This is a genomic window from Mesorhizobium sp. J8, assembly GCF_016591715.1.
Lineage (GTDB): Bacteria > Pseudomonadota > Alphaproteobacteria > Rhizobiales > Rhizobiaceae > Mesorhizobium.
The window spans coordinates 962,876-989,835 of the sequence record NZ_AP024109.1; the positions used below are offsets into that span (position 1 = coordinate 962,876).

24 protein-coding genes and 1 tRNA gene are annotated in these 26,960 nt (G+C 64.4%); 12 read left to right on the plus strand and 13 right to left on the minus strand.

Annotated elements, in window-relative coordinates:
* Positions 1–73: 73 nt before the first annotated feature.
* Positions 74–1,144 carry a multiple monosaccharide ABC transporter substrate-binding protein gene (chvE, locus tag MJ8_RS04555; protein ID WP_201413285.1) on the minus strand — a complete coding sequence of 357 codons (1,071 nt, stop codon included), beginning with the start codon at positions 1,142–1,144 and terminating at the stop codon, positions 74–76.
* 293 nt (positions 1,145–1,437) lie between these two features.
* Here chvE and MJ8_RS04560 point away from each other — a divergent pair, with 293 nt between their 5' ends.
* A complete protein-coding gene (locus tag MJ8_RS04560) occupies positions 1,438–2,427 on the plus strand; it encodes a LysR family transcriptional regulator (protein ID WP_201413286.1) in 990 nt (329 codons plus the stop codon).
* 105 nt (positions 2,428–2,532) lie between these two features.
* The gene (locus tag MJ8_RS04565) at positions 2,533–2,883 is read left to right on the plus strand and encodes a protamine-2 (modular protein) (protein ID WP_201413287.1); all 351 of its coding nucleotides are present in this window, start codon (positions 2,533–2,535) and stop codon (positions 2,881–2,883) included.
* Positions 2,884–3,022: 139 nt separating this feature from the next.
* Here the strand turns inward: MJ8_RS04565 and MJ8_RS04570 are convergent.
* Positions 3,023–3,096: transfer RNA gene (locus MJ8_RS04570), tRNA-Gly, on the minus strand.
* Between the two features lie 467 nt (positions 3,097–3,563).
* Here MJ8_RS04570 and MJ8_RS04575 point away from each other — a divergent pair.
* The 3 genes from MJ8_RS04575 to MJ8_RS04585 all read left to right on the plus strand — a co-directional run bounded on the left by MJ8_RS04575 (position 3,564) and on the right by MJ8_RS04585 (position 5,424).
* Complete coding sequence (locus tag MJ8_RS04575) at positions 3,564–4,262, plus strand: hypothetical protein (RefSeq protein WP_201413288.1); 699 nt, start codon at positions 3,564–3,566, stop codon at positions 4,260–4,262.
* 5 nt (positions 4,263–4,267) lie between these two features.
* A complete protein-coding gene (locus MJ8_RS04580) occupies positions 4,268–5,056 on the plus strand; it encodes a hypothetical protein (protein WP_201413289.1) in 789 nt (262 codons plus the stop codon).
* 98 nt (positions 5,057–5,154) lie between these two features.
* Positions 5,155–5,424: a DUF6460 domain-containing protein gene (locus tag MJ8_RS04585; RefSeq protein ID WP_201413290.1), complete on the plus strand. Its 270-nt coding sequence runs from the start codon at positions 5,155–5,157 to the stop codon at positions 5,422–5,424.
* An 11-nt stretch (positions 5,425–5,435) separates the two neighbouring features.
* Here MJ8_RS04585 and MJ8_RS04590 read toward each other — a convergent pair whose 3' ends face one another.
* The gene (locus MJ8_RS04590) at positions 5,436–6,338 is read right to left on the minus strand and encodes a histone deacetylase (RefSeq protein ID WP_201413291.1); all 903 of its coding nucleotides are present in this window, start codon (positions 6,336–6,338) and stop codon (positions 5,436–5,438) included.
* A gap of 182 nt (positions 6,339–6,520) precedes the next feature.
* Here MJ8_RS04590 and MJ8_RS04595 point away from each other — a divergent pair, with 182 nt between their 5' ends.
* Positions 6,521–7,852: an MATE family efflux transporter gene (locus tag MJ8_RS04595; RefSeq protein WP_412177091.1), complete on the plus strand. Its 1,332-nt coding sequence runs from the start codon at positions 6,521–6,523 to the stop codon at positions 7,850–7,852.
* 38 nt (positions 7,853–7,890) lie between these two features.
* Here MJ8_RS04595 and MJ8_RS04600 read toward each other — a convergent pair whose 3' ends face one another.
* The 3 genes from MJ8_RS04600 to MJ8_RS04610 are packed head-to-tail and all read right to left on the minus strand — an operon-like array spanning position 7,891 to position 10,301.
* Positions 7,891–8,853 carry a PLP-dependent cysteine synthase family protein gene (locus MJ8_RS04600; RefSeq protein ID WP_201413292.1) on the minus strand — a complete coding sequence of 321 codons (963 nt, stop codon included), beginning with the start codon at positions 8,851–8,853 and terminating at the stop codon, positions 7,891–7,893.
* A gap of 30 nt (positions 8,854–8,883) precedes the next feature.
* Positions 8,884–9,957 (minus strand): quinone-dependent dihydroorotate dehydrogenase, encoded by a 1,074-nt coding sequence (locus tag MJ8_RS04605; RefSeq protein ID WP_201413293.1) that lies wholly within the window; start codon positions 9,955–9,957, stop codon positions 8,884–8,886.
* Entirely contained in the window at positions 9,954–10,301 is a 348-nt protein-coding gene (locus MJ8_RS04610) for a DUF952 domain-containing protein (protein ID WP_201413294.1), read from the minus strand. The genes MJ8_RS04605 and MJ8_RS04610 overlap by 4 nt, the downstream gene beginning before the upstream one ends.
* A gap of 111 nt (positions 10,302–10,412) precedes the next feature.
* On the opposite strand from MJ8_RS04610, the gene MJ8_RS04615 reads away from it, so the two are divergent.
* Both MJ8_RS04615 and MJ8_RS04620 read left to right on the plus strand, forming a co-directional pair.
* Positions 10,413–10,844 carry a hypothetical protein gene (locus MJ8_RS04615; protein ID WP_140748950.1) on the plus strand — a complete coding sequence of 144 codons (432 nt, stop codon included), beginning with the start codon at positions 10,413–10,415 and terminating at the stop codon, positions 10,842–10,844.
* A 185-nt stretch (positions 10,845–11,029) separates the two neighbouring features.
* Positions 11,030–11,689 (plus strand): response regulator transcription factor, encoded by a 660-nt coding sequence (locus MJ8_RS04620; RefSeq protein ID WP_201415300.1) that lies wholly within the window; start codon positions 11,030–11,032, stop codon positions 11,687–11,689.
* On the opposite strand, the gene MJ8_RS04625 is transcribed toward MJ8_RS04620, so the two are convergent.
* Entirely contained in the window at positions 11,690–15,175 is a 3,486-nt protein-coding gene (locus MJ8_RS04625; RefSeq protein WP_201413295.1) for a PAS-domain containing protein, read from the minus strand.
* Positions 15,176–15,478: 303 nt separating this feature from the next.
* On the opposite strand from MJ8_RS04625, the gene mscL reads away from it, so the two are divergent.
* The gene (gene mscL, locus MJ8_RS04630) at positions 15,479–15,901 is read left to right on the plus strand and encodes a large conductance mechanosensitive channel protein MscL (protein ID WP_201413296.1); all 423 of its coding nucleotides are present in this window, start codon (positions 15,479–15,481) and stop codon (positions 15,899–15,901) included.
* A 103-nt stretch (positions 15,902–16,004) separates the two neighbouring features.
* Positions 16,005–17,171, plus strand: a complete 1,167-nt coding sequence (locus MJ8_RS04635) for a pyridoxal phosphate-dependent aminotransferase (RefSeq protein WP_201413297.1) — start codon at positions 16,005–16,007, stop codon at positions 17,169–17,171.
* Positions 17,172–17,496: 325 nt separating this feature from the next.
* Here the strand turns inward: MJ8_RS04635 and hemA are convergent, their stop codons facing one another.
* Positions 17,497–18,774 (minus strand): 5-aminolevulinate synthase, encoded by a 1,278-nt coding sequence (hemA, locus tag MJ8_RS04640; protein ID WP_201413298.1) that lies wholly within the window; start codon positions 18,772–18,774, stop codon positions 17,497–17,499.
* 330 nt (positions 18,775–19,104) lie between these two features.
* Between hemA and galE the strand changes: the two genes are divergently transcribed.
* Complete coding sequence (galE, locus tag MJ8_RS04645) at positions 19,105–20,100, plus strand: UDP-glucose 4-epimerase GalE (protein ID WP_201415301.1); 996 nt, start codon at positions 19,105–19,107, stop codon at positions 20,098–20,100.
* 162 nt (positions 20,101–20,262) lie between these two features.
* The gene (locus MJ8_RS04650; protein ID WP_201413299.1) at positions 20,263–21,519 is read left to right on the plus strand and encodes a D-amino acid dehydrogenase; all 1,257 of its coding nucleotides are present in this window, start codon (positions 20,263–20,265) and stop codon (positions 21,517–21,519) included.
* Between the two features lie 203 nt (positions 21,520–21,722).
* Here MJ8_RS04650 and MJ8_RS04655 read toward each other — a convergent pair whose 3' ends face one another.
* The 5 genes from MJ8_RS04655 to MJ8_RS04675 are packed head-to-tail and all read right to left on the minus strand — an operon-like array spanning position 21,723 to position 26,899.
* On the minus strand, positions 21,723–23,075 hold the full coding sequence (locus MJ8_RS04655) for an FGGY-family carbohydrate kinase (protein ID WP_201413300.1): 1,353 nt from the start codon (positions 23,073–23,075) through the stop codon (positions 21,723–21,725).
* Positions 23,072–23,386 (minus strand): L-rhamnose mutarotase, encoded by a 315-nt coding sequence (rhaM, locus tag MJ8_RS04660; RefSeq protein WP_201413301.1) that lies wholly within the window; start codon positions 23,384–23,386, stop codon positions 23,072–23,074. The genes MJ8_RS04655 and rhaM overlap by 4 nt, the downstream gene beginning before the upstream one ends.
* A complete protein-coding gene (locus MJ8_RS04665) occupies positions 23,386–24,387 on the minus strand; it encodes an ABC transporter permease (RefSeq protein ID WP_041006495.1) in 1,002 nt (333 codons plus the stop codon). Before MJ8_RS04665 ends, rhaM begins: the two co-directional genes overlap by 1 nt.
* Positions 24,384–25,361, minus strand: coding sequence for an ABC transporter permease (locus tag MJ8_RS04670; RefSeq protein WP_201413302.1), 978 nt, complete (start codon positions 25,359–25,361; stop codon positions 24,384–24,386). Before MJ8_RS04670 ends, MJ8_RS04665 begins: the two co-directional genes overlap by 4 nt.
* On the minus strand, positions 25,358–26,899 hold the full coding sequence (locus tag MJ8_RS04675; RefSeq protein ID WP_201413303.1) for a sugar ABC transporter ATP-binding protein: 1,542 nt from the start codon (positions 26,897–26,899) through the stop codon (positions 25,358–25,360). The genes MJ8_RS04670 and MJ8_RS04675 overlap by 4 nt, the downstream gene beginning before the upstream one ends.
* Positions 26,900–26,960: the final 61 nt, after the last annotated feature.

Below are 26,960 nucleotides of genomic sequence, written 5' to 3' on the forward strand. Positions count from 1 at the left end.
AAACAATACCGGGGTCGTTTCTGAACGAAAAGGGGTCCTGCGGCCGCGCAGGACCCCTTCCTTTAAGACTGGATTACTTCAGCTCTTCGGCCTTGATGTAGCCCGAGTCGACGACCAGCTTCTGATAGTTCGACTTGTCGACCTCGACCGGCGTCAGGAGGATCGAGGGAACGACCTTGACGTCGTTGTTGTAGGTCTTGGTGTCGAGGCCCTCAGGCTTGCCGCCGGAGAGCACCTTGTCGACCAGTTCCACGGTAGACTTGGCCAGCTCGCGGGTGTCCTTGAACACCGTCGAATACTGCTCGCCCGAGATGATCAGCTTGACCGAGGCGGTCTCGGCGTCCTGGCCGGTCACGATCGGCCAGGGCTGTGACGCCGTGCCGTAGCCGACGGCGCGCAGCGAGGCGGTGATGCCGCGCGACAGGCCGTCATAGGGCGACAGGACGCCATCGACGCGGCTGCCGTCCGAGTAGTTGGCCGAAAGCAAATTGTCCATGCGGGCCTGCGCGGTGGCGGCGAGCCAGCGCAGCGTGCCGACCTTGTCCATGCCCATCTGGCCGGACTTGATCTTGATCGTGCCATTGTCGATCAGCGGCTGCAGGACCGACATCGCGCCGTTGTAGAAGAAGAAGGCGTTGTTGTCGTCCGGCGAGCCGCCGAACAGCTCGACGTTCCAAGGCTTGGTGTTCGGGAAGCGCTCCTTGAGGCCCTTGACCAGCGAGTTCGCCTGAATCACGCCGACGCCGAAATTGTCGAAGGTGGTGTAGTAGTCGACATTCGGGGTCTTCTTGATCAGGCGGTCATAGGCGACGACGACGACGCCGGCGTCGTTGGCCTTCTGCAGCGCGTCGGCCATGGTGGTGCCGTCGATCGAAGCGATGATCAGCGCCTTCGGGCCCTTGGTGATTTCGTTTTCCAGCTGGCTGAGCTGGTTCGGGATATCGTCCTGCGCATATTGCAGATCGACCGTGTAGCCGAGCTTCTCGAGCTGGGACTTGACGGCATCGCCGTCGTTGATCCAGCGCTGCGAGGTCTTGGTCGGCATCAGCACGCCGATGAGGCCCTTGTCGGCGGCGTGCGCCGAATAGCTCATGGCGGCAATGCCAAGGGCCGCCACGGCGGCCAGCGTCTTGATGATCTTCACGATTACTCTCCCTGGTTGATGGACGCGACACCTCGGGGCTTCGCGGGCCGCGCAGTCGAACAGGTGCGCTGTCGCGCCACTGTCGGCTTTATCGATCTCCGGTATCCTCCCAATCGGCTCCGAAACGCAGTTTCAATCGATACGAATTTGCTCGCCGCCGACCCCTGCGCCTCGGAACGCACGAAGGTTGGGTCCCTTTGACATAACTGTCAAATGCGATCTTTGCTGGTTGCTATACCGAAACTGATATAGCTTAAAGGGCAGATAGAAACCCGCTGGAGAGGCTTCGATTCATGGCGGCATTGCGCGATCCTGACGCGATTTCAGTGAGTTACGAGAAATTGCCGGGAGATGGCGAGACGCTGCTGCGCAGCGGCCTCAGCCTTCGCCACATGCGCATGATCACCGCGCTCGACGATCACGGAAGAGTGAGCGCCGCCGCCCAGGTCATGAATATCTCGCAGCCGGCCGCCTCGCGCATGATCGCCGAGATGGAGGCGGTGCTCGACGTTAAGTTGTGCGAGCGGCTGCCGCGCGGCGTGACGCTGACTCCCTATGGCCTCGCGCTTGCTCGCCGCGCCCGCTCAATCCTGCTCGAGATGCGCGAGGCCGACCGCGAGATTGCCGAGCTCAAGGCCGGCAAGGGCGGTGCGGTGTTCCTCGGCGCGGTAACGGCGCCGGCGATCGAATTGGCCGTGCCCGCGATCCGTGAGATCCGCCGCATCTACCCGCGCATCGAGATCACCATGCAGGTCGAGACCTCGAACGTGCTCGCGCGCGAGCTGATCGCCTCGCGCCACGATTTTATCATCGCCCGCATCCCCGACGACCTCAATCCGCGGCTATTCGAATCGCGCGTCATCGGCGTCGAGAAGGCCTGCCTCATCGTGCGCCGCGGCCACCCCCTGGCGAGCGGCAAGATGGTGCGGCTGGAGGAGACCTCCGGCTATGACTGGGTCTTCCAGTCTGGCGGCTCGCCGCTTCGCCAGGCGATGGAAAGCAACTTTTTGAACCGCGACATTCCGCTGCCTGACCGCATCCTCAACACCTCATCGCTGCTGCTCACCTTGGTGATGGTGGCGCAGTCCGACGCCATCGCGCCGGTCTCGATCCAGGTCGCCAAGTTCATTCAAGGCGGCGACGGGCTGGCTGGCGCCATCGACGTCGTCCAGACCGAGTTCGACATCGAGGTCCGGCCCTACAGCCTGATTACGGTCAAGAACCGCGTGCTCTCGCCCGCGGCGAAAATGTTGCACGACTTCATCTTGCGCGAAGTGGGGTGATGGAACGACAATGCTACTTGTACGTTCAAACCGATCGGCCGCTCGCTGGAGCCCGTTGCGGGTGAGGGAAAGAGCTGCCGATGCTCAACAGCTCGGGAGGTTTTGATGGAACGTCGATTGTTTCTGACTGGAATGCTTGGCGTTGCGGGGGCGGCGGCACTGGCGAGCCTGGCCGGACCCGGCAAGGCCGTTGCCGGTATTCCCGCCGGCAACGGAATTCTGGACGAGCTCGACAAACCGGACATGGCTGAGTTCGAGGGGGACGACGATCAGGCCGAGGTGGAACTGGTCTCCCACCATCGTCATCATCATGGAGGTTACGGACATTGGCGCTGGCGCCATCGCCGGCGTCGCCGCCGGCGCGGCTGGAGGCATGTCTGCCGCCGCGTCTGGCGTCATGGCCGCTGGCGCCGTCGTTGCTGGCGCGAGCGCTACTGGATCAATATGTGGCTGTAGTTCAGGCGCCGGCTAAGGATTGAGCGACGTAGATCGGGTCTTGCACGATCGGTGCTAGACCCGATCTCGCGTTTGAAGACACTCTGCCGGATGTCGCGCAACAGTGCACCACGGCACTCGAGCAAGCAGGTTGAAAGGCTGGAGCGGGTAGCGGGAATCGAACCCGCGCGTTCAGCTTGGGAAGCTGACAGGCTACCATTACATCATACCCGCGCGAGCCCTCGTTACCATGAGGCCCGGGCTGCAGGCAATCCGCAAAGCGGAACCGCTGGCGACTGCGTCGACGGACGAGCTGGCGCTGTAGTGACGGAAAGCATGGGCGGCATTGCCCGAACCTCTCGACATGAATTACAAAATGCGGGGGTTTCGCTTGCCGCGGAGGACACTGCCGGTCAGGCAGCAGTGCCCGCGCAGCGGTCTGGGGCATCGCGTTGCGGATCATCTATTTCCATTCCGATACTCATCCTTACAAAAAAGCGATCTATCCGGGCGTCGGCCCGGCTTTTGCGCGGCCGCTCGGCTGGGAAGCCAGGCCGATCAGCGGGCTAGATGGTGGCGATTTCGACATCGGTGTCGTCGACAACCGCCTCGAGCAGGCAGACGTGGCGCGCCTCAGGCGTTACCTCGACCACCCTTCGAAGAGCCGGGCGCCGATCTTCTTTAGGGTCAGCGACCCCGACATGCCGGACACGCTCAACCCAAACGTCCGCTTCATCTTCGATTGCGCCGACCTTCCCGGCGTCCACTACGCCACGACCTACGACCCGGAAGGTCCGTTCCTGGCTTTCATCAGGCGGCTCACGCGGTCCGGTGTCGCCCGTCTTCCGTTTGCCTATGATATCGCGCGAGAAACCGATGCCTCTCTTCGAGGCCGCAGCCGCAGGCTCTTCCTGTCGGGCGCCAATTCACGAGACCTCTATCCGGTCCGCTACGCCTTGCGCCGCAAGCGGCGCTGGTCTCCGCTGCTGAGATACCTCGTCCATGATCTGGAGCATCCAGGCTATCCCGAACAGGGTAAGCCGCCGCGGCACGACATCACCCATGACCGTTTTGTCGCTCTCGCCGCTCGTTTCACGCATTTCTTCCTCTGCGGCACCCGCTTCAATGTCGAATTGATGAAATATGTCGAATGCGCTTATGCCGGTTCGGTACCCGTCGGTGTGCCGGCGAACTCTCTCAGCGCGGCCGCAAAGCGATGTTTTCGACCGCACACGGCCCACGCGCGGGACTTGTTGAGCGATCTGCGCGAGCCGATCTTAGGGCTTGAAAATCGGGCGGCGGCCTATCGCGACGCCATGCGCGAGCTGCGATCACCGCAAAGGATCGTCGGCGAATTCACTGCCCAGGCGAGCGCGATCCTGGCCGGGTGTGCCGCATGACACCGATGGAGCCGGTCGTAAACGCCCTGTGGATCGGCGACGCGCTAGGCGAAATCCATGCCGCCTGCCTGCGTTCATTCCTGCTCGCCGGGCACCGGGTGCTTCTTCATTGTTATGATGTCCCAGGCAATGTGCCCGAGGGCGTCGAGACTTTCGACGCTTCGCGGCTGATGCCGAGGGAACGCATCGTTACCTATCGATCCAACGGCAGCCCTTCATTGTTCTCCAATCTCTACCGGTTGAAGATCCTCGAGGCCGGGATGGGACTCTATGTCGACTGCGATGTCTACTGCCTGAAGCCGATCCCGCAGGCTGCTTACATCTTCGGCTACCAGACCGACACCGAGCTCAACGGCGCCGTGCTGAAACTGCCCGCGGACAGCGACATGCTGCGTGAGGCGCTGAAGATGGTGGACGATCCCTATTTCATTGCCCCGTGGCTCGGCGGTCGCAAGCGCCGACGCTACCATTGGCGCAAGGCGATAGGCCTGCCGATCGATATCTCGCATTATGGATGGGGCATGCTTGGGCCCTGTGCGATGACCTATTTTGCCGGCAAGGCCGGCGTCATCGACCACGCCTCGACCATCGATGTCTTCTATCCGGTGCACTACGCGCAGGTCTCGCTGTTGCTCGACCCTGGCCTTTCGCTCGCCGACATCGTGACCGCGCGCACGCTCTGCATCCATCTCTGCGACAACTCGCTCAAGGAGCGGCTCGGCGGCCGTCCTATCCCCGCCGGTTCTCCGCTCAGCCAGTTGCTGGAGCTTTCCAGCTTGCCGGCCGGCGGCTGACGACGCCGGCTCCTCTCACATGCCGTCGGCTTGATGGGAGACAGTCGAGTGCGTATCTCTGATGTCGCGCCGCCGAATCGGGCGGCTCGAACCGGAGAATGGCCTTGTCCGCACTGACGCGATTTCTTGGCGACACGCCGCTCAGGGTGTTCCTGAAGCTGCTCGTGGTCTCCTTCCTCGTCGGTCTCGTCATGCATGCCTTCGGCTGGTCGCCGATGGACGTCTTTTACGGTATCCGCCAGTTCTTCGTGGATCTGTGGAATCTCGGCTTCCACGCCATAGACCGCTTCCTGGACTATATCCTGCTCGGCGCCGCGATCGTCGTTCCTGTGTTCATCCTGCTCCGGATCGCCAGCTACAGGAAATAGCCAGGCCAGGATCACGCATATCGCGCGGCCACCTCGAAGAGAATGGCGTGGCGCGCGGCCAGCGCCGGCACATCGGTCGAATAGCCGCCGCCGATGACGCCGCACAGCGGCACGCCCTGTTTGCGGAAATGGCCGATGACCATGTCTTCGCGGGCGCTGAGGCCTTCGTCGGTCAGCGCCAGCCGCCCCAGCCTGTCCTCGGCATGCACATCCACGCCGGCATTGTAGAAGACGATATCCCAGCGTCTTTCCCCGGATAGTTGCGGCAGGATGGCGGCGAGCCGCTCGAGATAGGCATCATCGCCGGTGCCGTCCGGCAGTGCGACGTCGAGGTCGGAAGCAATCTTGCGCGCCGGGTAGTTGCGCTCGCCATGCATGGAAAAGGTGAACGCGCGCGGCTCGTCCTTCAGGATGTCGGCCGTGCCGTCGCCCTGATGCACGTCAAGATCGACGACCAGCACATTTTTGACGGCGCCCTCGGCCAGCAGCGCCAGCGAGGCGACGGCGACATCGTTGAAGGTGCAGAAGCCGGCGCCTTGCGCCCGCCTGGCGTGATGGCTGCCGCCGGCGGCGTTGCAGGCGATGCCGTGTTTCAGCGCCAGCCTGGCCGCCAGCACGGTGCCGGCGGTGGCGAGTTGCGCCCTGAGCGACACGCGCGGACCGATGGGAAAGCCGATCTCGCGCTCTATCTTCTCCGGCACCCGGCACGCGATCACCTGGTCGACATAGTCGGCCGCGTGCGCGAGCTTCAGCCGTGCGGCCAGCGCCGGCTCCGGCAGCGAAAGTGCGCCGGGTACGGCCAGCCCGCGCATGCGCAAGGCCTCCATCAGAAGCGGATATTTGCTCATCGGAAAGCGATGGTTGACGGCGAAGCCGGCGTCATAGTCGGGGTGATGGACGATCTGCAGCGGCATGGATCGGGGGCTGCGCCAGCGTGGAGCAATTCCAGGAAAAGTGTGAAACGGTTTTCCGTCCGGAATTGCGTAAAAACAACAGAAATTCGGTTGGCAGTCCGGCGGATGTGGTTGCGTGACGCCGGCAAACTGGGGCACATCGGGTTCTCGATCAAGCCTCAATCGAACAGGCGGCAATCCCCTTGGACGCGACTCAAGCCAACGCCAGGTCCTTCGTCGTCACCAACCGCTCGGTGCTGGCGATCGCCGTGCCGATGACGCTTGCCTATCTGACGACGCCGCTGCTCGGCATCGTCGACACCGCGGTTGTGGGCCAGTTCGGCGACGCGGCCCTGCTTGGCGGCCTGGCGGCGGGATCGCTGGTCTTCGACGTCGTCTTCACCACCTTCAACTTCCTGCGTTCGGGCACCACCGGCCTCGTCGCCCAGGCCTTCGGACGCGGCGATGCACTGGAGGAACAGGCGGTGCTCTGGCGCGCCGTGCTGATCGCGGTCGTCGCGGGCGTCATCCTTGCGGCACTTGCCCCGCTCTTTGCCGTCGCCGGCCAATGGTTCATGGGTGCCGAGCCGCGCGTCAGCGCGGCCATGTCGGTCTATATCCGCATCAGGCTGCTGGCGGCGCCCTTCTCGCTGATCAACTACGCCATACTGGGCTACGTGCTGGGACGCGGCGAAGGCGGGCTCGGGCTGACGCTGCAGGCGGTGCTCAACGGCATCAACATCGTGCTCTGCTTCCTGCTCGGCCTCGAGCTCGGCTGGGGCGTCGCCGGCGTCGCCTGGGCGACGGTCACGGGCGAGTTCCTGGCCATGCTGCTCGGCCTGGCAATCGTGCTCAACCGTTTCCGCAAGCTGGAGCGGCCGTCGCGCCGGCGTATCCTGGATTTGCCGGCCTACCGGCGCATGCTGTCGCTCAACCGCGACATCATGATCCGCTCTTTCTCGCTGCTCGCCGCCTTCGCGCTGTTCACCAGGCAGGGCGCGCAGTTCGGCACGGTGACGCTCGCCGCCAACGCGGTCTTGATGAATTTCTTCCTCATCGCCGGCTATTTCCTCGACGGCTTCGCCACCGCCGCCGAGCAGCTTGCCGGCCGCGCCATCGGCGCGCATGCGCCTGCCCCGTTCCGACAGGCGGTGCGGCTGACGCTGATCTGGGGTTTTGGCCTCGCCGGTATCGCCACGCTTATCCTGCTGACGGCCGGCACCAGCCTGGTGGCACTGGTGACGACGTCGCCGGAGGTCCGCGCGGTCGCCGACACCTATCTGCCCTGGGCGGCCTTCACGGCGCTGAGCGGCGTGCTCGCCTTCCAGATGGACGGGGTCTTCATCGGCGCCACCTGGTCGCGAGACATGCGCAACATGATGCTGTTGTCGTTCCTCGTCTTCTGCGCCGCGCTGCTTACCCTGGCACCGGCCTTCGGCAACAACGGCCTGTGGGCGTCGTTGCATGTCTTCCTGCTGATGCGCGGAGTGAGCTTGCTTGCGGTGCTGAGGCTCAGGGTGCGCACGGCGTTTTAGCAGCGATTTGTTCGGCTCCGGCCGGGCGTTGGCGTTTCTCAGCTCCAGAGATCGGTCGAAAGGTATTTCAGCCCGGAGTCGCAAATCACGACGGCGATCGTCTTGCCTGATTGATCGCCCCGCAGCAGGCTCAGCGCGGCAGCCACATTCGCCCCGGACGAGAAACCGGCGAAGATACCTTCGCTGCGCGCCAGCAGGCGCGTGGTCTCGCGAGCCTCGTCGCCGGAGACCTGGAGATAGCCATCGATGGGCGCGTCTTTCAGGAACGCCAGGTCCGGCATGGCGTAGCCGCCGCCTTGAATGGGGTGTTCGGGTTGGGTGACCGTCTCGCCCGCCGCGGCCGCGGCGCCCTCAGGCTCGACGATGAAGCATTTGATCAGAGGATTGCGTCCCTTGAGCGCCCTCGCCACCCCGGCATAGGTGCCGCCCGAGCCGATGAAGTCGACGAATGCGTCGACGGCGCCATGGCTGGCGTCCCAGATTTCCGGTCCGGTCCCGCGATAATGCGCGAGCCAGTTCCCGTCGCGATGGAACTGGTCGGCGCGGTAGGCGCCTCGTTCCGCCGCCACCGCTCTGGCGGCCTGCTCGACAAGCGCCAGATCGCCGCCCGAGACCTGCCCCGGCACCGATCCTGGCAACTGGTCCACGAGGATCACTTCCGCACCGAGCGCCGCCATCATGCGGGCGCGCTCTTCGGAGTTGCCCTTCGACATCACCGCGACGAAAGGATAACCCCTGACGGCGCAGATGATCGCGAGCCCCGTTCCCATATTTCCGGAGGTAAGCTCGACCACCGTTTGTCCAGGCTTGATGGCGCCGGATCTTTCCGCCTCCTCGATGATTCCAAGCGCCGCGCGATCCTTCTTGGAAAAGCCCGGATTAAGATATTCCAGCTTGGCGAGGATTGCGCCGTCGACGCCTGCCTGCGCCGTCAGCCTGTCGAGCCGGACCAGTGGTGTTCCACCGATCGCGTCCACGGCGGAACTCAGAACCTCGGCCATCTTCCGTCCTCCTGATGCTGGGGAAACGCGTCAGAGTCGTTCGGACCAGCCTGCGCAGCCGGTGTCGCGCAGCTCCGCGATGGATCTGAGCCGCTCCCTCTCCACCAACCGGGCCATGCCGGCAACGATGCGCCCCGGCAGTGCCGGCCCGGCATAGACCATGCCGGTATAGAGCTGGACAAGATCGGCTCCGGCGCGGATTTTCTCCAGCGCCGTCTCGGTGGAGTTGACGCCGCCGACGCCGACGATGGCCATGCTCGGCCCAAGCAGTTTGCGCATCCGCGCGAGAACCGCGGTCGAACGCTCGAACAATGGCTTTCCCGAGAGACCGCCGGTTTCATTCGCCGCGCCGCCGCTGCGCAATCCGGTCCGCGCCAGCGTCGTGTTTGAGACGATGACGCCGTCTATCTTCTTCTCGGCGACCTCGGCGGCGATATCTTCGAGCTCTGCTTCGACGAGGTCCGGCGCGATCTTGAGGAAGACAGGCGGCCGGGCAGCAGCCGCGGCGCGCGCGGCCATCACCCGCGACAATAATTCGCCAAGCTGCTCGCGCGCCTGCATGTTGCGCAGGCCCGGGGTGTTGGGCGAGGAAATGTTGACCGTCAGATAGCTCGCATAGGGCGCGAAGCGGGCGACGCCGCGCTCATAGTCGCCGATGCGGTCGGCGCTGTCCTTGTTGGCGCCGATGTTGACGCCGACGATGCCCGGCCGCCCCTTGCGCGCGGCAAGCCGCTTTTCGGCGGCCGCATGGCCTTCATTGTTGAAGCCAAGCCGGTTGATCACCGCTTCGTCCGCCGTCAGGCGGAAGATGCGCGGCTTCGGGTTGCCGGATTGCGGCAGCGGCGTGATGGTGCCGACCTCGGCGAAGCCGAAGCCAAGCCCAAGCAGGGCGTCAGGCACTTCGGCGTTCTTGTCGTAGCCGGCCGCCATGCCGAGTGGGTTCGGGAAGTCGAGGCCGCAAAGACTGATCTTGAGCCGCGCGTCGCGCGGCGCCGTCGCGCCAACCGGAAGCCCGCACCGCAACGCCGCGATCGAAAGGCCATGCGCGGTTTCCGGATCGAAGGAGAAAAGCAGCTTCTGGCCGACCCGGTCGAGCGCGCTCATTCGCCCTCCAGCGCCGGGAATTCGTGGCCGCCTACGCCGAACGGCAGCGGCTTGGCCCAGAGGACGGCATCGAGGGTCAGCGGGGCATAGAGATGCGGAAACAGGGCACCGCCGCGCGACACCTCGTATCTCAGCGCATCGCCCAGCTTGGCCCCGTCGATAGCGATCAGCAGCAGGTCCGTCTGGCCGGCGAAATGCTTGGCCGCCGTCTCCCGGACCTGGCCGGCGGTGGAGAAATGGATGAAGCCGTCAGCGATGTCGATCGGCGCGCCGGTGAAGCGCCCGTTCTTTTCGGCTTCGCGCCACAGCGCCTCGGGCGCGATCTTGTAGATAATCTGAGACATTCTCGCGCTATAGTCCGAACCGAAGGTGCGGGGAAGGCTTGAAGCTCGACTCTTCCCCATTTCCGGCGCAAACCTGTGATAGCCCGCCTTCACTGGCTCATGGAGGACGATATGCGTCTGCAGCACATCCTGATCCCCGCGGCGCTTTGCTCGCTGGTTGCCGCTTCCGCCTATTCCGAGGAGACTGATCACTACCGTTTGGAGAAGTCGGCCAACGGCTATGTCCGCATGGACACAAGAACCGGGGCCATGTCGATCTGCGAGGAGCGCACCGGTCAGCTCGTCTGCAAGATGGCCGCGGACGAGCGCGCCGCCTACCAGGACGAGATCGACCGCCTGGACAATTCGGTCAAGGCGCTCGACGCGCGCGTCGCCAAGCTTGAGAATTCGCTCTCCGCGCGGCTGGAATCGCAACTGCCGAGCCAGGAGGATTTCAACAAGACGATGGGCTACATGCAGCAGTTCTTCCGGACCTTCAAGGACATCGTCAAGGACATGGACAAGGAAGACGGCGACGGCGGCAAGCTGAACCAGAAGACCTGAACCGGGCGCGATTCCGGAAACGTGCACGGCGGTTTTCCGTCTGGAATTGCACGGAACGAGAGCCGAACCGCTGGGGAAAACTCCACGCGCAGCCTTTGCCGCTTGAAAACGCGCCGCGCCGCCGCATAATCATTCCGGTCCCCGCAAGAAGCACGAAAATGATGATGGGATCGGGGGAGGACTATTTGCCGTCGGGCCACACCTTCGTCATTGCCGACGACCATCCGCTTTTTCGCGGCGCGCTGAAGGAGGCGCTTGCCGGCATCGGCGACGTTGCCGCCATCCATGAGGCGGGAGATTTCGAAAGCGCCAAGGCGCTGGTGCTGGCCAATGAGGACATCGACATGGTGCTGCTCGACCTGTCGATGCCGGGCGCCAGCGGCCTCTCCGGCCTGATTGCGCTGCGCGGCATCCATCCGGCGGTGCCGCTGGTGGTGGTGTCGGCGCATGACGATCCGGTCACCATCCGCCGCGCGCTTGATCTAGGCGCTTCCGGCTTCATCTCCAAATCGGCCAGCATGGAGGAGATCCGCGCCGCCGTGCAGGCGGTGCTTGCCGGTGATATCGCGGCGCCCGCCGGCATCGAGCTCGGCATCGAGCGCGACCCGGAGATCTCCGACCTGATCAAGCGCCTGCAGGCGCTGACGCCGCAGCAGACGCGGGTGCTCGGCATGCTGGCGGAGGGCCTGCTCAACAAACAGATCGCCTATGAGCTCGGCGTGTCCGAAGCGACCATCAAGGCGCATGTCTCGGCCATCTTGCAGAAGCTCGGCGTCGACAGCCGCACCCAGGCGGTCATCCAGCTGTCGAAGATCGGCGGCGACCCGCTGCAACCGGTCGGCTGATCACTCGGCTGCTGGCGCCAGCGGCCTAACGCGCGCCATCATCGAGCGCAGCACGGCCGGCTTCAGCGGCTTGTTGATCACCGGAATGTCGAGCCGGCCGGCGGCCGCGCGCACCTCGCTGGAGCGGTCGGCGGTGACGAGCACGCAAGGCAGATCCTGGCCGTAGGCGGCGCGCAGCGTGGCGATCGCGTCGAGCCCGGTGCCGCGGTCGAGATGATAGTCGGCCAGCACGAGGTCGGGCTTGGGCGCGCCGGGCCTCAGGAGCTCGCTCGATCCCGAAGCCGTCTCGACATGGCAGCCCCACCCTTCGAGCAGCAGCCGCATGCCGTCGAGGATGCGCGCGTCATTGTCGATGCAAAGCACATTGAGCCCGGCAAGCGTCGAGGCGGAGCGGGCCGGCGCCTTGCCGGCTTCGCGCGGCGGCGCCGCGACCTCCGCGACCGGGAGGATGACGGAAAAGCGCGTGCCCTTGCCGGGGTTGGAGTAGATGCGGATTTCGAGCCGCAACACCCGCGCGATGCGGTCGACGATGGAGAGGCCGAGGCCAAGGCCCTCGGCTTCTCGCACGCCTTCCTCGAGACGCGTGAACTCGTGGAAGACGGTGTTGAGCTTGTCACCGGCAATGCCGATGCCGGTGTCGATCACCTGGATCTCCGCCAGCTCGCCGCGCCGCCGCACGCCGACCAGGATGCGGCCCTCGCGCGTGTATTTGATTGCGTTCGACACCAGGTTCTGGACCAGCCGGCGCAACAAATTGCGGTCGGTCATGACGCCAAGCGAGGACGGGATGATTTTCAGATCAAGCTTCTTTTCGGCGGCGAGCGGTCGGAAATCGTTGCCGATCTGGCCGAGCAGCCCGCCGAGGCTGAAAGCGGTGTTTTCGGGCTTCATGGCGCCGGCGTCGAGCCGCGAGATATCGAGCACGGCACCGAGGATGGTCTCGACCGATTCCAGCGAGGACTCGATGTTCATCGCGGCCTTGCCGGCTGGTCCCTTGCCTGCCTTCTCGATCAGCGACGAGCAATAAAGCCGGGCGGCGTTCAGCGGTTGCAGGATGTCGTGGCCGGCGGCGGCGAGGAAGCGCGTCTTGCCGAGATTGGCTTCCTCGGCCAGCATCTGCGCCTGCGCCAGCTCCTCGTTGACGCGGGTGAGCTCGATGGTGCGGGTCTTGACCCGCTGCTCCAGCGATTCATTGGCCCGCTTCAGCGCCAAATCCTGTTCGACGCGGCCGGAAATGTCGGCATAGGTGGCGACGATGCCGCCGTCGGGCATCGGGTTGGAGCGCAGTTCCAGGATGCGGCCGCTGGTCTTCAGCTCCATCTGCCACGGGCCGGCGAAACTGGTCAGCCGGTTGAGCATCGTCACGCGCTGGTCGGCGGTGATGTCGCCGCGCTCGGCGAGATGATGAAGGATCCTGTCGAGCGAGACGCCGACCTGGCCCGTCTCGTCCGGCAGGTCGAACAGCAGCCGGTATTGCCGGTTCCAGCAGATCAGACGGAAATCGCGATCGAAGACGGTGATGCCCTGTTCCATCTGGTCGAGCGCGATCTGTAAGAGGTCGCGATTGTGCTGCAGTGCCTCGGTGGCGTCGTCGAGCAGCTTGAAGGCATCCTTGGAATCGCGGTCGTTGCGGCGGAAGAGCAGCGACAGGATCAGCCGCGCCGAGGACGAGCCGACGGCGCTCGCCAGCAGTTGCTCCGAGAAGCGGATGACATCCATGCTGGCCTGCTCGGTGCCGAGCAGGGAGATTTTCGCGTCCCTCTCGAAGGATTGGAACGAACGCTCGGTGCGCTCGACGCCAAGATAGCGCGAAATCGTATCCTTCAGGTCGTTGACGGTGACGGCGGTGCGGAAGCGGCGCAGGCTGGGCATCGGGCCGGCCTCGCGCGGCACGAAGATCGCCGCCTGGATGCGCTCCAGCGGCACGGACGCGCGTGAGAGAGAGCCGAGCACGAAGAACAGCGCGTTGACCGAGAGGCTCCACAGCACGCCGTGATTCAGCGGCTCGCCGACGGTGCCGAACAGCGCCTGCGGCCTCAGCGCCTCGAAGCCGAACAGGCCATGGACGACGATGTCGGCAGAGGGGCCGACGAGCGAAGGGAGCAGCAGCGTATAGCCCCAGACGGCAATGCCGGCGACCATGCCCAGCGCGGCACCCCGACCATTGGCGCGGCGCCAGATCAGGCCGCCGATCAGCGCCGGCGCGAATTGCGCGATTGCGGCAAACGACATCAGGCCGATCGAGGACAGCCGCGCGCTGTTGGTGCTCTCGCGGTAATAGAGGAAGGCGATGAACAGCATGATGAAGATCGAGGCGCGGCGCACATTGAGGATCAGCGTCGACCAGTCCTCGTTCTCCGAGGAACTGGTCTTGAGCACGCGGCGCACGAACAGCGGGATGACGAGATCGTTGGAGATCATGATCGACAGCGCAACGCTCTCGACGATCACCATGGCGGTCGCCGCCGACAGGCCGCCGACGAAGGCGGCCATCGCCAGCAGGTCATGCCCGCTGAGCAGCGGCAGAGACAAAACATAGAGGTCGCTGCTGGTCTTGGGACCAACCAGCGACAGACCGGCAAAGGCGATCGGCAGCACGAAGAGGTTGATCGCCACGAGGTAGAGCGGGAACACCCAGGTCGCCGTGCGCAGCTCCGCCTCGCTGCGGTTCTCGACGATGGTGACGTAGAACTGGCGCGGCAGCATCAGCACGGCAAAGCCGCTCAAGGTCGTCAGGACCAGCCATGTGGCTAGAGAGGTATTATAGCCCATCGCCTTGCGCACCTGGCCGTTGCCAGAGAGCGCCGTCATCATGTCGCCGGGGCCGCCGAAGATGAGAAAAGTCACCATCAGGCCGATGGCGATGAATGCGGCGAGCTTGACCACGGTCTCGACCGCCACCGCCAGAACCAGTCCGTCCTGATGTTCCGTGGCGTCGGCATGGCGTGTGCCGAACAGCACCGCGAACAGCGCCAAAAGCATCGCCACCACCAGCGAAATATCGCTGACAAAAGGATCGAAGCTGGGCGGCGAGCCGGTATAATGCTCGACCATCAGGCTGACGGAGCCGGAGATCGCTTTGAGCTGCAGCGCGATATAAGGCACGGCGCCGACGGTTGCGATCAGCGTCGCGATCGCCGCGACGGTGAAGCTCTTGCCGTAGCGGGCGCCGAGGAAATCCGCGATCGAGGTGATCTTCTCGCTCTTTGCCAGCCGGATCATGCGGTTGAGCAGCGGGAAGCCGAACACGAAGACCAGCACCGGGCCGGTATAGATGCCGAGGAATTCGAGGCCACGCTCGGAGGACAGGCCGACCGAGCCGAAGAAGGTCCAGGAGGTGCAGTAGATGGCGAGGCTGAGCGCATAGATGAAGGGCCGCGCCCGTCCGAGCCCGGCTGCCACCGAGCGGCGGTCGCCTACGCTGGCGATGGCGAAAAGCAGCGTCACATAGGCGATCGCGATGATGACGACGAACCAGCCCTGCACGGTCCGCTCTTCCTCCCTGGAGCATGATGCCGAAAAGTGTGAACCGGTTTTCGGGCGACATCATGCTCTATTTTGTTCTAGAGCCGGTCTCCGACCCAGCTCAGCCAGACGCAATCACAGCTTGGGGCCTAAGTCCATCGCGGCTTTCGGCGCATATGTGCTTGATGAGTTTATGAAAACACAAACCGGTGCTTTCGCCGTTTTTCCGGTTTTGCAACTGGGGGTTTTTGTTATGGTGGACGCGGGCCGGCGCCGAAGGACACTGGTGAGGCGGCAGTACGGTCGTCATGCAAGGAGGGTCGAATGCTGAAAGAATTCCAGGAATTCATCTCCAAGGGCAATGTGATGGACTTGGCCGTCGGCGTCATCATCGGCGCGGCCTTCGGCAAGATCGTCGATTCGCTCGTCAACGACATTATCATGCCGATCGTCGGCGCGATCTTCGGCGGGCTGGACTTCAACAATTACTTCTTCGGGCTGTCCTCGAACGTCCATTCGGCCACGCTGGCCGAGGCCAAGAAAGAAGGCGCCGTCTTCGCCTACGGCTCCTTCATCACCGTGGTGCTGAATTTCCTGATCCTGGCCTTCATCATCTTCCTGATGGTCAAGGCGGTGAACAATCTGCGCAAGCGGCTGGAACGAGAAAAGCCAGCCGCTCCCGCGGCCCCGCCGCCGGCCGACGTGCAGCTCCTGACGGAAATCCGCGACCTGCTCGCCAGGAGATGACGCAGAGGGGGTGCTCTGGACCAAAACCCCGGCCGCCCGCGGCCGGGGTTTTCCGTTCGGCGATCTGGTAAGAGCGCTGACCTGACGAATCCGGATTTTGCCCATGACCCTTATCGAGACATTGCGCACGGAAGCCCGCGCCGCACCCGAAAGCGGCATCGTCGCCGTCATCAATCATGGGCGTCTGCGCGAAGGCCTGATTCCGCTCTGGGCCGGCGAGGGCGACCTGCCGACGCCTTCCTTCATCAGCGATGCCGCCGCCAAGGGGCTAGCCGACGGCGAGACGTTCTACACCTGGCAGAAGGGCATCCCCGCGCTCAGGCAGGCGCTCGCCCGCTACTACGCCAGGCATTTCGGCAAGACCTTCGCCGAGGAGGAGTTCATCGTCACCGGATCCGGCATGCATGCCATCCAGCTGGCCATCGACGCGATCGCCGGCAGCGGCGACGAGGTGATCTACCTCTCGCCTGCCTGGCCGAATTTCGCCGCGGCCGCCGGTGTGGCCGGCGCCGTGCCGGTGCCGGTCACGCTCGACCAGTCCGGCAATGGCTGGTCCTGCGACGTCGATAAGATCGCCTCGGCGATCACGCCGCGCACGAAGCTGCTGTTCATCAACACGCCGTCCAATCCGACCGGCTGGACCGCCGACAAGGAGACGCTCCAGGCGATCCTCGATCTCGCCCGCCAGAAGGGCCTGTGGATCATCGCCGACGAGATCTATTCGCTGTTCCACTACGGCCATGGCCGCGCGCCGTCCTTCCTCGACGTCGCCACGCCCGAGGACCGCATCCTGTTCGTCAACAGCTTCTCCAAGAACTGGGCGATGACCGGCTGGCGGGTCGGCTGGATCAAGACCCATCCCGCCTTGCAGCAGGTGTTCGAGAACCTGATCCAGTACTCGACCTCGGGCGTCGCGCAGTTCATGCAGCGCGGCGCGGTCGCAGCCCTCGACGAGGGCGACGGCTTCATCGCCGAACAGGTGGAGCGCGCGCATGCCGCGCGCGACCTCGTCTGCGGCATTCTCGGCGAAACCGGCAAGGCGCGTTTCACCGTTCCGCAGGGCGCCTTCTACCTGTTCTTCAGGGTCGACGGCCTCACCGATGCTCGAAAAGCCGCCTTCGACATCGTCGACAACGCCAATGTCGGCCTCGCGCCCGGCACTGCCTTCGGTCCCGGCGGCGAGGCCTTCCTCAGACTATGCTTCCACCGCCGCCTCGATCAGCTCGAGGACGCGGCGCATCGCCTGGCGAAATGGATGAAGGCCCTGTGAGGTCGCAATCGGACGGGAAGTGTTTGTTTGCGAACTTTTTTTCTGCACCGCTTCGTTCTCAGGCAGACGTAACGGCATCGATTCTAGGGTCTGCGCGCGTCGCTTCGCTCCTTGCCCCGCCCTAGAATGACGACGGGGGGAACGGCCTTGGACAATCTCCAACGTTTGCGAATATCGGCTGGCAAAATGGACGTCGTCATCCTAGGGCGAAGCAGTCGCGAAGCGACGTCGCGGAGACCCTAGGATCCATGCCGTGACTTAGGAGCGGCGCAGCGTTGGAGAACAGCAATAAGCGGAGCGCGGCCAGCGCCCCGACAGTTGCAAGTCACCCGCCTGACTTCGGCACCAGCAGCGGAATGATGCGGTCGGTCTTGGCGACGGCGGGGCGGCCGGAGCTGGCATAGGGAATGCCCAGCGCATCCCAGGTCTCGACCAGCGCGTCCTGCAGTTCGGCGATCAGCGCGTCCGAATGGAACGGTGTGGGCGTGATGCGCAGCCGCTCGGTGCCGCGCGGAACCGTCGGATAGTTGATCGGCTGGATGTAGATGCCGTGCACGCCAAGCAGCCGGTCGCTCGCCATCTTGCAAAGCTCGGGATCGCCGACCAGCACCGGCACGATGTGGGTGGCCGATTCCATCACCGGCAGCCCGGCCGCGGCAAGCACCTCTTTGGTGCGCGCCGCCTGGCGCTGCTGCGCGTCGCGCTCGGCCTGCGAGCGCTTGAGATGGCGGATCGAGGCGGTGGTGGCGGCGGCGATTGCCGGCGGCAGCGCGGTGGTGAAGATGAAGCCCGGCGCATAGGAGCGCACCGCGTCGATGACGGCGCTGGTGCCGGTGATGTAGCCGCCCAGCGTGCCGAAGGCCTTGGCCAGCGTGCCCTGGATGATGTCGATGCGGTCGGCCAGGCCTTCGCGCTCGGTGATGCCGCCGCCGCGCGGCCCGTACATGCCCACCGCATGGACCTCGTCGATATAGGTCATGGCATTGTAGCGTTCGGCCAGCTCGACGATCTGCTTGATAGGCGCGATGTCGCCATCCATCGAATAGACGCTTTCGAAGACGATCAGCTTGGCGCGCTCACGGCCGGCCGCCTGCAGCAGGCTTTCCAGATGCGCGACGTCGTTGTGGCGGAAGATCTTCTTTTCCGCGCCCGAGCGGCGCACGCCTTCGATCATCGAGGCATGGTTGAGCTCGTCCGAGATGATGAGGCAGTTGGGCAAAAGCCGGGCAATGGTCGAGATCGAGGCTTCGTTGGAAACGAAGCCGGAGGTGAAGACGAGGGCGGCTTCCTTGTCATGCAGGTCGGCGAGCTCCTGCTCGAGCTCGACCAGCGGATTGGAGGTGCCGGAAATGTTGCGGGTGCCGCCGGCGCCCGAGCCCATCTTGCCGGCCGCTGTCTGGAAGGCGGCGATCACATCCTCGTTCTGGCCCATGCCGAGATAGTCGTTGGAACACCAGACGGTGATTTCCTGGGCGCGGCCGTTGGAACGCCAGATGGCGCGCGGGAACTTGCCCACCATGCGCTCGAGATCGGCGAAGACACGGTAGCGACGCTCGGCGTGGAGCTGGTCGATCGCATCCTCGAAGAACCGCTGGTAATTCATGTCGACTTCCCAATTTCGCGGCGGATCATAGTCACTGCCCCATGCCGCGTCCACCGCGTCCAACCGGTCAAAATGCCACGCCCTTGCCCGGTTCCTAACGACGCCGGATCGTGGCCTATTCCCGGCTGTTTGAAGCAGTTTTGTTTCAGTACGATGCCTCGGACGGGAGGAACTGTTACGGACTTAACATTATAGGGAGGCCAATGCATATCGCCCAAAAGTGCACAGCGTTTGGGCGAACGACATTCGCACTAACGGGCTTGCGGCGGGGTTTCCAGCACGGTGGCTGTTGAGACGGTTTCCGATAAATCTTGATCGGCGAGGTAGATGATGACGGTTTTGGTGACGGGCGGTGCCGGCTATATCGGCAGCCACATGGTCTGGGAGCTGCTCGACGCCGGCGAGAGCGTCGTGGTGCTCGACCGGCTTTCCACCGGCTTCGAATGGGCGGTGGCGCCCGAGGCGAAGCTCGTCGTCGGCGATGTCGCCGACCGCGACCTGGTCGGCCGGATCATCCGCGACAACAAGGTCGATGCCATCATCCACTTCGCCGGCTCGATCGTGGTGCCGGAATCGGTCGCCGACCCGCTCGGCTATTACGAGAACAACACCTGCAAGACCCGCACGCTGATCGAAACCGCCGTGCGCGAGGGCGTGCCGCATTTCATCTTCTCCTCCACCGCCGCCGTCTATGGCGGCGCGGGGCTGGAACCGGTGCGCGAGGATGCCCGCCTTGCGCCGGAATCGCCTTACGGCCTCTCCAAGCTGATGAGTGAATGGATGCTGCGCGACGCGGGCTTGGCGCATGACATCCGCTACACGGCGCTGCGTTATTTCAACGTCGCCGGCGCCGACCCCAAGGGCCGCACCGGACAGTCGACGCCCGGCGCCACGCATCTGATCAAGGTCGCCTGCGAGACCGCGCTCGGCAAGCGCCCCTTCATGCAGGTCTTCGGCACCGACTATCCGACGCCGGACGGCACCTGCATGCGCGATTATATCCATGTCAGCGATCTCGCCGCCGCGCACCGGCTGGCGCTGCAGCGGCTGCGCGCCGGGGGGAAGAGCCTTGTCGCCAATTGCGGCTACAGCCATGGCTACTCCGTGCTCGAGGTGATCGACAGTGTGCGCCGCGCCTTCGGCCATGATTTCGATGTGCGCATGGGGGATCGTCGGCCGGGCGACGCCGCCGCCGTGGTCGCCAATTCCGAGCTTGCCCGCAAGGAACTCGGTTGGACGCCGCAGCGCGACGATCTCGATCTGATCGTCAACGATGCGCTGGCCTGGGAGCGCATTCTGACGACCAAGAACTCCGTTCGAAACTGAGCAATTCCAGGAAAAGTGCGTCGCGGTTTTCCGTCCCGAATTGCGTCAAGACAAAAAGTCCACTCGTTGGGCCAAGGGCTCGTCCGGCGCACCGAGACGCGCTATGGGATCGTTGAGGGCGTCGTCCAAGCACGATGCCCTGTTCGATGCTGAGGGGATGGCATGAAGGTCCTGGTTCTCGGCGCCGGCGTGGTTGGCACGGCGGCCGCCTATTATCTGGCAAGGGACGGTCACGAGGTGACGGTGATCGAGCGCCACGAAGCGGCGGCGCGGGGCACCAGTCAGTCGAATGCCGGGCTGGTGTCGCCGGGCGACGCCACCGCCTGGGCCTCGCCCGCCGCGCTGAAGACCTTTTTGCGCGCGCTTTGGAACCACGATCTCGGCATCAAGGTCAGGCTGCGCCTCGATCCCTATTTCTATGCCTGGAGCCTGCGCTTCCTGCGCGAATGCACGGTGACGCGGCTGCGCGCCAACACCGACATCAAGCTCAGGCTCGCGCTCCATTCCCGCGCGTGCATCAATCAGCTGTCGGAGGAAACCGGCATCCATTACGACGAGCGCAAGAAGGGCATTCTCTACTTCTTCCGGTCGCAAAAGAGCCTCGACACCGGCACCGACAATTACCGCTATCTCGGCGAGCACGGCCTGCCGATCGAGATCGTCGGCCGCGAGCGCCTGGTCGAGCTGGAGCCAGGGCTTGCCGGCGTGAAGGAGAAGATCGCGGGTGGCATCTATTCGCCGATCGATCAGACCGGCGATTCGAAGCGATTCACCGACAATCTCGCCGCCTATGCCGCCGAGAAGCTCGGCGTCAAATTCCTGTTCGGCACGACGGTCCGGGGCCTCGACATCGAGGGCGACCGGGTGCGCGCCGTCATGACCTCGGCAGGCCCGGTCACCGGCGACGCGGTCGTCATTTCCATGGGGCCGGAAAGCGGTTTGCTCGGCCGCCGCTACGGCGTCGACCTGCCGGTCTATCCGGTGAAGGGTTATACGGCGACGATCCCGTTGGAGGACGAAAGCAAGGGGCCGACCATGGGCGGCGCCGATGAGGACCGGCTGATCGGCTATTCCAGGCTCGGCAATCGCCTGCGCATGTCCTCGACGGCCGAATTCACCGGCTTCGACCGCAGCTTCAAGCCCAGCGATTTCAGGACCATCCTGGAAACCGGCAAGGATCTTTTCCCTGGCGCTTTCGACGAGAAGAAGGCGCTGCTGTGGGCCGGCCTGAGGCCGATGATGCCGAATTCCGTGCCGGTCATTGGCCAGGCGAAATACAGCAACCTCTATCTCGATACCGGCCACGGCCATGTCGGCTGGACCATGGCCTGCGGCTCGGGGCAGTTCCTGTCGGATGTCGTCGCCGGCAGGAAGCCGCAGATCGATCCCAACGGATTGCTGTACGGGACAGCGCGCTGAAAGGTCTTGCCGAGGTCGTCGCTGCCCCTCATCCGCCTGCCGGCACCTTCTGCCCCTTGAAACGGGGAGAAGAGAGCTGTAGCCACGCCGGCACCCATTTCTGCGACGTTGAAATTGGCGAAATCGCGGGTGACGGCGTCCTTCTCCCCGTCACTATACGGGGAGAAATGCCCGGCAGGGCAATGAGGGGCAGCGCCAACCTGTCAAATAGAGCGCCACCAGGCCCGAGCATATTCGCCCCAGGACTGATCGGTCGGTGGTTCTGTGCGCTCACCCTTGCTCATCACGATGACGCGATCTGAGGCTAACAAGGCCGCGCCGATGCTGGTTCCGGTCGAGGTCTCCGATGCGATGACCGGCCGCTGCGTCGCTGCCGCCAGCATGCGGACGAACAGCCGGTTGCGCGCGAACGGTCCCTCGACCGTCGTCGGCCCGTCGCCGCCGATCAGCTCGAGGCAGGTCGCGGTCATCAGGGCCAGATAGAACGAGACGGCGGCAAAGCGCTGGCCGGAGCTCAGATCGCCGGCGTTATGCCATTGCGCGGCGCGATGCGGGAATGGCCCGGAGCCCTGTTGGGTGGATGGCAGCAGCAAGATCTGGCGCGCCAGCACGGCGGCGATATCGGCCTCGCTCCATTCCTGCGGCTGGCCCTCGGTCAGCAGCGAAAACTCGCGTCCGCCCATGAAGCGCGCCGACGGCACCGGATCGCCGAACGCGCTGACATTGACCAGCGTGTCGCGCGCCGCATCCAGCTCGACCTTTCGGCCGCCTACCGCCATCGACACCACCCAAGTGCCGGTCGAGACGACGGAGAAGGGCGGCGCGTCGGACAGCAGATGCGGCAGCAGCGAGGCGTTGGAATCGTGCAGGCCGCAGGATACGGGCGTCTGTGGGCCCAGTCCTGTCCGCGCGGCGATCGCCGGCAGGATCGGGCCAAGCCGGTCCCTGGCCGGCCGCACCGGCGCCATCAACCGGCGCCAACCCATTCTGTCCACCAGCGAGGAGTAATCGGACATCCAGGGGTTCCACAGATCGGTGTGGCAGCCGAGAGATGTCACTTCATTGGCGGCAATACCGGTCAGCCGCAGCGCCCAATATTGCGGGTACATCAGCATCACGGCTGCCTTGGCGAATTCCACCGGAAAACGCTTCTGCTGCCATAAGAACTGCGCGCCGAGATTGAGGCCGATCGGCAACCGCGGCGTGCCGGTCTCGGCGAAGGGGGGACGTGTGGCGTCATAGTCGGCCGCAAGCTCGTCGGGTCCATCGAATTCGTAATCGAGCACCGGTAGCACCAGTTCGCCGGCGCCATCGACCAGCGCGCCGGTCGCGCCATGCGTGGTGATCGAGATCGCATCGATGCGCCGTTCGCGGTTGAGATCGGCGAGGCTGTTCAGGATGAAAGTCCACAGCGCCTCGACATCGTGATGCGGGTAGGACGCCTGCCGCACCGGCGCGTTGGCGATACGGCGCAGCGCGATCTCGCTCAGTGTCGCGAGATCGACCAGCGCCACCTTGGCGTTGGTCTTGCCGATATCGATGACGGCGACGATCATGCCATATGGAACATTGTTTCCAGCGGCACCGCCACCGGCTCGTTGTCGGGTTTGGTCTCCATGAGGTCGCCCATATAAGCCCACCAGCGCTGCATCACCGGGTGCTTCGGCAGGTCCGCCATGCCGTGGTCGCTGCTTCGCCACAGCACGCCGAACAGGATGTTGGTGTCCTCGTCGAGATGGATCGAATAGTCGGAAACGCCGGCCTCTCTCAGCAGCGCGACCAGCTCCGGCCAGATCTCGTCATGGCGGCGCTTGTATTCGGCCTTCATGCCGGGGTTGAGCTTCATCTTGAAGGCATATTTCTCCATCAGGCGAAGCGTCCTTCGCGCAGCCGCCGCCAAACGATCGGCAGGGCGATGACGATGATCAAAAGCAGGCCGATGAAGATCGACATGACGATGCCGGGCACGTTGAGCAGGCCGAGGCCGAAGGTCACCAGTCCCATGATGAAGGCGGCGAGCACGACGCCGAGGATGCTGCCCGCGCCGCCGAGGATCGAGACGCCACCGAGAACAACCATGGTGATGGCTTCGAGCTCGTAGCCCTGCGCGATCGACGGCCGCGTCGAGCCGAGCCGCGAGGTGATCAGCACCGAGGCGATGCCCGACATCAGCCCGGTCAGGCAGAACAGGATGAATTTTATACGGTCGACGCGAACGCCGGAAAACTGGCAGGCGACCGGATTGTTGCCGATGGCGAAGACCCTGCGGCCGAAGCTCGTGCGGTGCAGCACGAACCAGTAGATCAGCGCCGCGACGAGGAACAGCGCCAGCTCGAACGAGAAAACCCACCAGACATAACCCTGGCCGAAGAACGCGAAACTCTCCGGATAGCCTTTGTAGGCCTGGTCGCCGAGGATGATGAAGGCGATACCGCGGAACAGGCTCATCGTGCCGATGGTGACGACGATGGACGGCAGACCGAGCCGCGTGACCAGCAGTCCGTTGAAGGCGCCGCAGGCGAGGCCGACGGCAATGCCGATTAGCACCAGCACCGGCGTGCCGGCGCCGGCCTGCACGGCCATGCCCATCATCGTCGAGGCTAAAGCCACGATCGCGGCGACGGAGAGGTCGATCTCGCCCGAAATGATCAGCAGCGCCATCGCAAGCGCGATCAGCCCTTTTTCGGTGAAGTTGAAGGTCAGGTCCGACAGCGACCACGGATCGAGGAAATAGGGCGAAGCAAAACTGTTCACCGCGAAGATGGCGACCGCGATGACGACCAGCAGCGCCTCCCAGGAGAAGATCGCCGAGGAAAGCGGCTTGTCGAGCCGGTCGGGGATGTGGCGCGGGGCAGGGGTGTCGGTCATGCCGCTTCCGCCTTTCTCAGGATGATGCGGCCTTGCCGGCGCTCGCCGCGCGCGTTGAGCACCACGGCCAGGATGATGGCGCTGCCCGAGATCGCCATCTGCCAGAAGGGGGAAATGTTGATGACCGGCAGGGCGTTGGAGATGATGCCGAGGAACAGCGCGCCCAGCACCGCGCCGCCGACGGAGCCGATGCCGCCGGCGATCGAGATGCCGCCGATGACGCAGGCGGCGATGATGTTGAGCTCATAGCCGTTCGCGACCTCGACCGAGGCGATCACATAGCGCGAGATCCACAGATAGCCGGCGAGCCCGCCGATCATGCCGGAAATGCAAAAGACGATGAATTTTGTCCGGCCGACATCGATGCCTGCATAGACCGATGCGGTCGGGTTGACGCCGATGGCGTAGATCGAGCGGCCGATTTGGGTGCGCGTCATCACCAGGAAGAACAGCCCGATCACGATGATCGCGATCCAGGACAGCACCGGGATGCCGAGGAAGGCGGCGCGCTGGAAATTGATGAAGTCCGGGCTCATCTGGTCGGCATTGACCCAGGCGCCGCCGGAGACGACGAAGGTGGCGCCGCGATAGATGGTGAGCGTGCCCAACGTCACCACGATCGAGGGGATGTTCAGCCGCCACACCAGGAAGCCGTTGATGGCGCCCAGCACCAGCCCGACGGCGAGAGCGATCATGATGAGCACCGGGATCGGGATCGCCGGATGCGCGGCGTTGAGCATCGCCACCACCATGCCGGTGAAACACAGGTTGGACGCCATCGAGAGATCGATCGAGCGCGTCAGGATCACCACCATCTGTCCTAACGCCAGGATCATCAGGATCGACGTGTCGTTGAACACCTGCCGCAGATTCGCCGGATCGGCGAAGCCGGGGAAGCGCGTCGAGATCAGTCCGATCAGCACGACGATGCCGGCGAGCAGCCAGATCTCGCGGTATTTGAGGAAGTTCTTCATGCCGCGATCCCCGCTGCCGTCCGAACCAGCGTCTCGGCATCCAAGCCCTTGTTGTCGTAGGTGGCCGCGATGCGGCCTTCGCGCATGACCACCACGCGGTCGGACATGCCGAGGATCTCGGGCAGTTCCGACGAAACCATGATCACCGAAAGCCCCTGCGCGACCAGCTCGGCCATGAAGCCATGCACGGCGGCCTTGGAGCCGATGTCGATGCCTTTGGTCGGCTCGTCGAGGATAATGACTTTAGGCGCCGTCGCCAGCCACTTGGCGATGACCACCTTCTGCTGGTTGCCGCCGGACAGCGTGCCGACGTCCTGGCTGAGCGATGAGGCGCGCAGGTCGAGCCGCTCGGTATAGGAGCGGGCGAGCGCGAACTCTTCCGCGAGCCTCAGCACGCCTGATTTCGAGGTGCGCTTGAGCGATGGCAGCGACACGTTCTGGAAGATCGGCAGGCCGATCACCACGCCCTGCTTGCCACGCTCTTCCGGCACATAGACGATGCCGGCCTCGATCGAATCCGCCGCCGATTTCGGCGCGATGGTCCGGCCGTCCAGCGAAATCGCGCCTCGACTGGTGCGGGTGATCCCGGCGATCGCCTGCATCACCTCGCTGCGACCGGCGCCGACCAGGCCGTAGAAGCCGAGGATCTCGCCCTTGCGCAATTCGAAGCCGATGTCGTCGAATTCGGTCGGATGCGACAGGCCGGAGACCGACAGCACCGGCGCGCCGATCTTCGGCTCGCGTTGCGGGAAGATATGGTCGACGTTGCGGCCGACCATCATGCGCACGATCTCGTTCTGGCCGGTGTGCTTGAGGAGGCCTTCGCCGACCATCTCGCCGTCACGGAAGACGGTGTAGCGGTCGGCGATGCGGTAGATCTCGTCGAACTTGTGGCTGATGAAGAGCACCGCCTTGCCTTCGCTCTTCAGGAATTCGATCAGCAGGAAAAGCTCCTCGATCTCCTTCATCGACAGCGCCGCGGTCGGCTCGTCCATGATGACGATGCGCGCATCGATCGACATGGCGCGGGCGACCGCCACCAGATGCTTGTTGGCGATTCCGAGATCCTTCAGCCGCGCGTCGGCGTCGATATGGCCGGCGCGCATCGTCTCCAGCACCTCGCGCGCATTCCTGCGCATGGTGCGCCAGTCGATGGTGCCGAAGCGGGTGCGCGGCGCATGGCCGAGGAAGATGTTCTCGGCGACCGAGAGGTCGTCGAACAGAACCGTTTCCTGATGGATGGCGGTGATGCCGTGGCCGAAGGCGGCGTGCGCGGTGGGCAGGGTCGTTGCCTGGCCGTCGATGGCGATCTCCCCGGAATCGGGCTGGTAGATACCGGTCATGATCTTGACCAGCGTCGACTTGCCGGCGCCGTTCTCGCCGATCAGCGCCGTCACCTGCCCGGGGTAGAGCGACAGGCTGACATTGTGCAGGGCGCGCACGCCCGGGAAACTTTTGGAAATGCCGGAGAGCGTCAGGCGGGGCGCCGAGGCTGGGGGCCGCGCCTCTACTTTGCCGTGATGGGCCGTCGTATCCATAATCGTATCAAGCCCGTCTACACTCAGTGTTGACTCCCCTCACCCGACCTCCGCTTCGCTC

What these genes read in the sequence shown, in the direction of transcription:
- MJ8_RS04590 (WP_201413291.1), bottom strand. Translation starts at nt 6,338, where the DNA reads ATGCCGCTGCAGATCGTCCATCACCCCGACTATGACGCCGGCTTCGCC.
- MJ8_RS04675 (WP_201413303.1), bottom strand. Translation starts at nt 26,899, where the DNA reads ATGGATACGACGGCCCATCACGGCAAAGTAGAGGCGCGGCCCCCAGCC.
- MJ8_RS04655 (WP_201413300.1), bottom strand. Translation starts at nt 23,075, where the DNA reads ATGATCGTCGCCGTCATCGATATCGGCAAGACCAACGCCAAGGTGGCG.
- MJ8_RS04580 (WP_201413289.1), top strand. Translation starts at nt 4,268, where the DNA reads ATGGAGCCGGTCGTAAACGCCCTGTGGATCGGCGACGCGCTAGGCGAA.
- MJ8_RS04670 (WP_201413302.1), bottom strand. Translation starts at nt 25,361, where the DNA reads ATGAAGAACTTCCTCAAATACCGCGAGATCTGGCTGCTCGCCGGCATC.
- MJ8_RS04610 (WP_201413294.1), bottom strand. Translation starts at nt 10,301, where the DNA reads ATGTCTCAGATTATCTACAAGATCGCGCCCGAGGCGCTGTGGCGCGAA.
- MJ8_RS04560 (WP_201413286.1), top strand. Translation starts at nt 1,438, where the DNA reads ATGGCGGCATTGCGCGATCCTGACGCGATTTCAGTGAGTTACGAGAAA.
- MJ8_RS04650 (WP_201413299.1), top strand. Translation starts at nt 20,263, where the DNA reads ATGAAGGTCCTGGTTCTCGGCGCCGGCGTGGTTGGCACGGCGGCCGCC.
- galE (WP_201415301.1), top strand. Translation starts at nt 19,105, where the DNA reads ATGACGGTTTTGGTGACGGGCGGTGCCGGCTATATCGGCAGCCACATG.
- MJ8_RS04600 (WP_201413292.1), bottom strand. Translation starts at nt 8,853, where the DNA reads ATGGCCGAGGTTCTGAGTTCCGCCGTGGACGCGATCGGTGGAACACCA.
- MJ8_RS04615 (WP_140748950.1), top strand. Translation starts at nt 10,413, where the DNA reads ATGCGTCTGCAGCACATCCTGATCCCCGCGGCGCTTTGCTCGCTGGTT.
- rhaM (WP_201413301.1), bottom strand. Translation starts at nt 23,386, where the DNA reads ATGGAGAAATATGCCTTCAAGATGAAGCTCAACCCCGGCATGAAGGCC.
- MJ8_RS04585 (WP_201413290.1), top strand. Translation starts at nt 5,155, where the DNA reads ATGGCCTTGTCCGCACTGACGCGATTTCTTGGCGACACGCCGCTCAGG.
- hemA (WP_201413298.1), bottom strand. Translation starts at nt 18,774, where the DNA reads ATGAATTACCAGCGGTTCTTCGAGGATGCGATCGACCAGCTCCACGCC.
- MJ8_RS04575 (WP_201413288.1), top strand. Translation starts at nt 3,564, where the DNA reads ATGCCGGACACGCTCAACCCAAACGTCCGCTTCATCTTCGATTGCGCC.
- MJ8_RS04665 (WP_041006495.1), bottom strand. Translation starts at nt 24,387, where the DNA reads ATGACCGACACCCCTGCCCCGCGCCACATCCCCGACCGGCTCGACAAG.
- MJ8_RS04565 (WP_201413287.1), top strand. Translation starts at nt 2,533, where the DNA reads ATGGAACGTCGATTGTTTCTGACTGGAATGCTTGGCGTTGCGGGGGCG.
- MJ8_RS04605 (WP_201413293.1), bottom strand. Translation starts at nt 9,957, where the DNA reads ATGAGCGCGCTCGACCGGGTCGGCCAGAAGCTGCTTTTCTCCTTCGAT.
- mscL (WP_201413296.1), top strand. Translation starts at nt 15,479, where the DNA reads ATGCTGAAAGAATTCCAGGAATTCATCTCCAAGGGCAATGTGATGGAC.
- MJ8_RS04635 (WP_201413297.1), top strand. Translation starts at nt 16,005, where the DNA reads ATGACCCTTATCGAGACATTGCGCACGGAAGCCCGCGCCGCACCCGAA.